Annotated in this window: 6 protein-coding genes and 1 pseudogene; 6 read left to right on the top strand and 1 reads right to left on the bottom strand. The window is 71.3% G+C overall.

The annotated features are described in order from the left end of the window. The 4 genes from U9977_RS20065 to U9977_RS20080 form a co-directional block, all read left to right on the top strand. A partial coding sequence (locus tag U9977_RS20065) for a glycosyltransferase family 2 protein (RefSeq protein ID WP_322750826.1) occupies positions 1-600 on the top strand: 600 nt, incomplete at its 5' end. Continuing rightward, positions 597-1,235: a TIGR04282 family arsenosugar biosynthesis glycosyltransferase gene (locus tag U9977_RS20070; RefSeq protein ID WP_322750827.1), complete on the top strand. Its 639-nt coding sequence runs from the start codon at positions 597-599 to the stop codon at positions 1,233-1,235. The genes U9977_RS20065 and U9977_RS20070, both read left to right, overlap by 4 nt. Continuing rightward, positions 1,232-1,894, top strand: a complete 663-nt coding sequence (locus U9977_RS20075) for a class I SAM-dependent methyltransferase (RefSeq protein ID WP_322750828.1) — start codon at positions 1,232-1,234, stop codon at positions 1,892-1,894. Before U9977_RS20070 ends, U9977_RS20075 begins: the two co-directional genes overlap by 4 nt. After that, on the top strand, positions 1,891-3,453 hold the full coding sequence (locus tag U9977_RS20080) for a glycosyltransferase 87 family protein (RefSeq protein WP_322750829.1): 1,563 nt from the start codon (positions 1,891-1,893) through the stop codon (positions 3,451-3,453). Before U9977_RS20075 ends, U9977_RS20080 begins: the two co-directional genes overlap by 4 nt. On the opposite strand, the gene U9977_RS20085 is transcribed toward U9977_RS20080, so the two are convergent. Next, positions 3,368-4,954, bottom strand: a complete 1,587-nt coding sequence (locus U9977_RS20085) for an AMP-binding protein (protein WP_322750830.1) — start codon at positions 4,952-4,954, stop codon at positions 3,368-3,370. The two genes, U9977_RS20080 and U9977_RS20085, sit on opposite strands and share 86 nt — an antisense overlap. Before the next feature lie 273 nt (positions 4,955-5,227). Here U9977_RS20085 and U9977_RS20090 point away from each other — a divergent pair, with 273 nt between their 5' ends. Continuing rightward, entirely contained in the window at positions 5,228-6,541 is a 1,314-nt protein-coding gene (locus U9977_RS20090) for a hypothetical protein (RefSeq protein WP_322750831.1), read from the top strand. After that, positions 6,538-6,770: pseudogene (locus tag U9977_RS20095) on the top strand (hypothetical protein); the annotation flags it as partial. The gene U9977_RS20090 and the pseudogene U9977_RS20095, both read left to right, overlap by 4 nt.

Raw genomic sequence — 6,770 nt, forward strand, 5'->3', positions numbered from 1 at the left:
CTGGCGCGCATGCCCGCCGGCTACCGGCCGATCGTGGCGGACAACGGGTCCACCGACGGCTCGCCGACCATCGCCCGGGAGTTGGGCGCGCACGTGGTGCATGTGCCCGAACGCGGCTACGGCTCGGCGGTGCACGCCGGTCTGCTCGCGGCCACGGCACCGGTCGTCTGTGTCTGCGACGCGGACGCCTCCCTCGACCCGAGGGACCTGCCGCGTCTGGTCGGGCCGATCGACGCCGGCAGTGCCGATCTCGTGCTCGGCCGGCGCCGGCCGACGGTGGCCCGCGCGTGGCCGTTGCATGCCCGGGCCGGTAACGCGGTGGTCGCCCGGGAACTTCGCCGGCGCGCCCGGGTGCCGGTCCGCGACATCGGCCCGATGCGGGCAGCCCGCCGGGAGGACCTGCTCGCGCTCGGTGTCACCGACCGACGGTTCGGCTACCCGCTTGAGCTCATCGCGCTCGCGGCTGCGGCGCAGTGGCGCATCGTCGAGCTCGACGTCGGCTATCTGCCCCGCCGCGGCCGGTCCAAGGTCACCGGAACCGCGCTGGGCACGGTCCGCACCATCCGGGACATGTCCGCGGTGCTGGGACGGATGGCGTGAGGCTGCTGGTCATCGCCAAGGAACCGGTGCCCGGGAAGGTCAAGACCCGGCTCACCCCCCCGTACAGTCCGGCCGAGGCAGCCGCGTTGGCCGCGGCCGCGCTCGCCGACACCCTGGACACCGTCGTCGAGGCATGTCGGCGCCACGGCGCCCGGCCGCTGGTCGTGCTCGAGGGCAGGCCCGGCGCCTGGCTGCCGCCGGACGTGCCAGTGATCGACCAGGTCGACGGACCGTTCGACGAACGCCTCGCCGCCGCCTTCGACACCGCGTCGGGCGAGCCGGCCCTTCTGATCGGGATGGACACGCCACAGGTCAGCGCAGGTGTGCTCGTCGCGGCATGCCAGGCGTTGGAGCAGGCCGACGCCGTGTTCGGCCGGGCGCTCGACGGCGGCTGGTGGGCCCTTGGGCTGCGCCACGCCGACGGTTGCGTCGTGCGTGGCATCCCCACCTCGACGGCGCGGACCGGGGCGCTCCAGCACGCCCGGCTGCGCGCGGCGAACCTCACCGTGGCCGAGCTGCCGGCGCTTCGTGACGTCGACACCGCCGCCGACGTGGAGCCGGTTGCCAGCCTGGCACCCGCCGGGCGGTTCGCCGCCGCGGCACGGGCACGGGCACGTGTGGGGGTGTTCCGGTGAGTGCCCGGTCGGTCGACCTGCGCCCGGCCACCGTCTACGAGAGCGCATTGCGTTCGTCGGAGCCCACCCTGTGGGCGACGGGCCGCCGTGGGCGCAGGCGGTTGCCGGTCGCCGCGTGGCTGGGCGCTCCCGCCCCGGCGGACGAGCTGATCCTGGTCCGGTGCACCGGGCCGACGCTGGACGTCGGCTGTGGGCCGGGGCGCCTGACCGCCGGCCTGGCCGCACGCGGGGTTCCCGCGCTCGGCATCGACGTGGCGCCGTTCGCCGTCGCGTTGGCACGGCGGACCGGTGCCTCGGCGTTGTGCCGGGACGTCTTCGGCCCACTGCCGGGGGAGGGGCGCTGGCGTGAGGTGCTGCTGATCGACGGCAACATCGGGATCGGCGGGCAGCCGCGACGCCTGCTGGCGCGCGTCGCGCGGTTGTTGGCACCGGGGGGCTCGGTTCTGGTCGAGCTCGACCCGCCGGGCACCCCGAGCGGGGCGTACTGGACGCGGTTGGAAGCCGGCGGCCTGGTCAGCGCGCCGTTTCGCTGGGCGGGCGTCAGCGTCAACGGGATGGGGCCGCTCGCCGCAACCGCGAACCTGCGCGTAGGCGAGACGTGGCAGTGCTCCGGTCGGCATTTCGGCCGGCTGGTGTCCACCGCCGGCAGGTGGACATGAGCGCGGATCTGACCACGGATCTGACCACCGATCTGACCACGAACGCCACGGCCCGGCCACACCTGCAACCCGGCGTGGGCCGACCACGTTCCCGGTGGGCGATGGTCACGGCATCGGCGGCGCTGGTCGGCGTGCTCGGCCTGGAATACGCGGTCATCGCGCAGCCGGGCCCGCTGCCGGGCCGGGCACCCGTGCTGTACCTGACCCTCGGCTGGTGGGCGGCGGCCGCGCTCGGGGTGGTGCTGCTGGTCCGCGTGGCGCCCCGGCGGGTGGCCGCGGGCCTGCTGCTGGCCGGCGCCGTCGCGGTGCACGTCCTTGCGATCACATCCGGGCCGCGGATGAGTGACGACCTCTACCGCTACGTCTGGGACGGCCGGGTGCAGGCGTCCGGGATCGACCCGTACCGGTACGCGACGGACTCGCCGGAGCTGGCCCACCTGCACGATGCCTGGCTGTGGCCTGACGATGGCGGCTGCGCCGCGATCGGGCGGGGTCCGGGATGCACGCGGCTCAACTACCCGCGGGCACACACGATCTACCCGCCGGTCGCCCAGGCGTACTTCACCGTCGTGCACTACCTGCCCGGTCCGCCGCGCGAGCACAAGGTCCAGTTCTATGCGGCGCTGGCGTCACTGGCGCTGACTGTGCTGCTGATGCGGACGCTGGCGGCATCGGGCCGCGATCCCCGGCTTGCCGCGGCCTATGCCTGGACGCCGCTGGCCGGTCTGGACATCGGCATCGACGCGCATGTCGACGTGGTGGCGGCGCTGGCCGCTGTGGGTGGACTGGCGCTGCTGTCACCGCGCATCGGTGATCTGCGTACCCGTGATCTGCGTATCGGTGACCCGGGCGGCTCACCGTGGCGGCCCTCGGCGCGACGCGCCGCCGCGGCCGGCGCCCTGCTGGGGGTCGCCGTGGCGGTGAAGCTGTACCCGGCGCTGCTGCTGCCGGCCGCGGCACGGCGTCACCGTCTGGTGGTGCTCACCTCAGCGGTCGGTGTGGTCGTCCTGTCCTACCTGCCCCACGTCGCCGTGGTGGGCACCGACGTCCTCGGCTTCTTACCGCAGTACCTGTCGGTCGAGGGTTACCAGGACGGCGGCCGGTTCCTCCTGCTGGGTCTGATCGGTCTGACCGGCACATCGGCCAAGGCCGTCGCGGGGGTCGTGCTGGCCGCGGTCATGATCGCGATATGGCGGTCCGGTCCGGACCGGGTCGGCGTCGAACGTGGCGCACTGTGGCTGTTCGGGACGGCCTTCCTGGTTGCAACCCCGGTACAGCCCTGGTACGGCCTGCTGCTCGTGGTGCTCGCCGTGCTGGCGGGCCGGCTGGAGTGGCTGGCCGTCGCCGCCGCGCCCTACATCCTCTACATGGCGCTGTTCACCGACCTCGCGGTCACCGACAACATCGCCCGGCCTGGTGGCTACCTGCTCGGTGCGGCCGTGGTCGGCGTTGTCGGTGCCGGTCGGTCGGTGGTCAGTGCCCGTGCGAGGTCGAGCCGCCCGGGTAGTTGCCGCCGCCGTGGTCGGTGTCGATCGTTTCGTAGTCCTTGGCCCCGTTGACGCGTGGCAGGGCGTCGACGAAGACGACCGTCCGAGGCTTCTTGAACGACGCGATCTGCGCCCGGCAGTGTTCGATCAGCTCGGTGTCGGTCGCGTTCGCGTCGTCGCGCAGGGCGACCACCGCCTTGACGGACTGTACCCAGCGTTCATCCGGGACGCCGATGACGGCGGCCTCCCGGACTGCCGGGTGACGTTCGAGGCAGGCTTCGACCTCAGCCGGGTAGATGTTCTCCGCCGCTGATTTGATCATTCGTGTCGCGGTGCCGACGAAGGAGATGCGCCCGTCGGGCAGCCGCCGTCCCAGGTCGGTGGTGTGCCAGCCACCGGTTCGGGTCCGGTGCGCGTTGTCCTGCGGTCTGTCCCAGTAGCCCGCGTGGACCAGCGCGCCACGGACGACGATCTCTCCGACCTCACCGTCGGGGACCTCGGCGCCTTCCGGCCCGACGATCGTGATCCGGGCGAACGGGACCGGACGCCCGACGGTCGGGCTCCACTCCTCGTGCCCGAGTGCGGCGTAGAGGCAGAAGCCGGTCACCTCGGTCTGACCGAATCCACCCATGTGGCGGCCCCAGGGACTGCCGTCGGGGGTGACCATGTCCGCCCAGCCCGCAATCATCGTCAGCGGGCTGCGCAGGGAACGCAGGTCGAAACGTCGGTCACGGTTGGTCTCGACGAGCTGGACGACCTGCGGCGGCATCAGGAACGCCGAGGTGCACTGCTCGTCTTCGATGAGTCGGCACAGCTCCTCGGGGTCGCTGCGGCGGACGAAGACGTTGGTGCCGCCCCAGACGAAGGTCGTCGCGGTGTGCTGGAAGGTGCCGATGTGGAACAGCGGACCGGAGTTGAGGAAGATCTGGTCGCCATCCGCGTAGAAGAGGGTGCCGATGACGCTGGCCTGCGCGACCAGGTTCGCCGAGGTGAGCATCGACCCGGCGGGCCGACCCCCGTGCGCGGCCGTGTAGATGACAAGCACGGGGGCGTGCGGATCGGGATCCGCGGGCGGCAGCGTAGCGTCGCCCGCGGCCAGGAAGCCCTCGTACGTGTCGGGTCCGTCGCTGTCGGGCCCGCTCGTGGACCCGTTGGTGTCGTGGCGCAGCCAGCGCGCGGTATGTGTGGCCCGCTTGCGCGCCTCCCCGACGGTCGGTCCGATTTCGGCGTCCTGCCAGACGATGACGGTGGGCCGCAGGTCGTCGATGACGAACGCCATTTCCTCAGCGGAATGCCGCCAGTTCACCGGGCAGACCATGGCGCCGAGCCGTGCGCTCGCCAGGACCAGCTCGAGCGCCCGGTGGCAGGTCTGCCCGAGCCACAGCACCCGCGAGCCACGTGTGACACCTGCGCTGTGGAGTGCGCCGGCGAGCCGGGCGACTCGATCGTCGAGGTCGGCGTAGGTCACCCGGTGTTCCCCACACACGGTGGCGGTGCGGCCCGGACGCGAGCGGCCGTGTTCGGCGAGGAGTTCGGCGAGCGTCGGCCAGGTGCCGACCGGTACCGCGGACATCAGGTGTCCACCCGGTGTGGTCCCAGCGAGCTGGCCCGGGTCCGGCCGCTGATCGTTTCGTTCACGACGGTGCTCTTCATGCTCTCCATCCTCGCGGGCGATATGGTAGATCTAGTCCAATCATAGAGCTAATATTTCTGTTTCAGCCGATCGCCTCCGGCTCGGCGAAGCCCGCACCGGTTGGCCGGGTCGGGCTGTGTCGTAATAATCATGTTTCTCATTAAACGTCTTATGCTATATTCACCTTGGCTTGTACAATGGGGAGGCGCGGCGGTGTCGGATGCCCGGTCGGATGATCGCTACTACCAGCCCACGGCGGAGACGATGCCGCGGGCGGAGCTCGAAGCGTTACAGGAGCAGCGGGTCGTCGAGCTGGTGGAGTACGCGTACGAGCGGTCGCCGTTCTACCGTGAGCGCTGGGATGCGGCCGGTGTCCACCCGCGCCAGGTCCGCTCGTTGGACGACTTCCGCGAGCGCATCCCGTTTATCGACAAACAGGACATCCAGGGCTTCCGTGAGCGCAGCGGCGACCCGTTCGCCGGGCTGCTCTGTGTCGACCGCAAGGAACTCACCTCGCTGACGTCGACGTCAGGGACGACCTCCGAGCCCGAGTTCTTCCCGGAGCGGTGGGACAGCGCCCATCCCCTTGTCACGGGCACCGCGCGCGATCTGTGGGAGCTGGGCGTACGGCCGGGGGACACGGTCGTGGTGCCGCCCGGTACCTTCCGGGGCTTCTGGGACTCGCTCTTTCAGCTGCTCGGCCTCGTGCCGCTCTACATCGACACGTGGATCGGCCAGTGGGGGGACGTCCTGGACGCCATCGAGCAGTACCGGCCGGCATACGTCCAGCTGCTCTACCCGATGGTCGTCGAGATTGAGCGGCTTGCCGACGTCCGGGACGTGCGGGAGGCACTGGCGCCGCTGAAGGCGGCCAGTTTCGCCGGGATGCCGCTGGGCCGTACGCTGACGGCAAAGGTCCGCGACGAGTGGGGCGTGAACCTCTTCCTCTACACCAGCGCCGGGGACACCGGCACGGCGTGGGAGTGCTCCGAGCACGATGGTTACCACCTGTGGGAGGACATGGTGCTCGCCGAGCATCTTGACCCGTCCGGGGCCGCCGCCGTCGCCGACGGCGCCCTCGGGGAGCTGGTCGCGACCGACCTTGACAACATCACCGCACCGTTCATCCGCTTCCGGTCGGGTGATCTGGTGCGGCTGACCCGTACCGCCTGTGGCTGCGGACGCACCCATGCGCGGCAGTGGCCGGTCGGTCGCAAGGGCGACGAGACGGTTGTGGGCGCTACCCTGGTCGGCGTCCAGGACGTCTGGGACGCCCTGGAGACCCTGCCGGAGACGGCGGACGGGATCTTCCAGATCATCCGGCCGACCCGGGTCGTCGACTCGCTGCGGCTGCGGGTCGGCTATACGCCCGAGCTCACCGGTGATCTCGCCGACCTGCTGGTGCGGGCACGCGATGTGGTGGCTACCAAGGTGGGTGTCACTCCGGAGGTGGAACTGGTGCCCGCGGGCGAGATCCTCAGCCGGTCCGCCAGCGTCGCGAAGTTCCCCCGGTTGGTGAAGGCGTGAGCCGCGCGTCGATCGTGGAACGGGCACGAGAGCTTCCGCGCGCTGAGATCGCCGGCATCGGCCGCTTCACCGTGGCCGGGCGGCACCACGACTTCACGATCACCTGGGATGATCGTAAGCGGGCCGGGGCATGGCACCGCGCTGCACTCACCGCCTGGGGCTTCGCGCCCGGTGACAGCGTCCTGATCACGTCGGTATCCTGCGAGGGGATCTGGACCGCTGCACAGCC

Origin of the sequence: Protofrankia sp. Cas8 (genome assembly GCF_963555845.1) — a bacterium.
Taxonomy (GTDB): Bacteria; Actinomycetota; Actinomycetes; order Frankiales; family Frankiaceae; genus Protofrankia.

Bases quoted from the DNA above. Each gene is read 5' to 3' on its own strand.
- U9977_RS20080 (WP_322750829.1), top strand. From the start codon at position 1,891: ATGAGCGCGGATCTGACCACGGATCTGACCACCGATCTGACCACGAAC.
- U9977_RS20085 (WP_322750830.1), bottom strand. From the start codon at position 4,954: ATGTCCGCGGTACCGGTCGGCACCTGGCCGACGCTCGCCGAACTCCTC.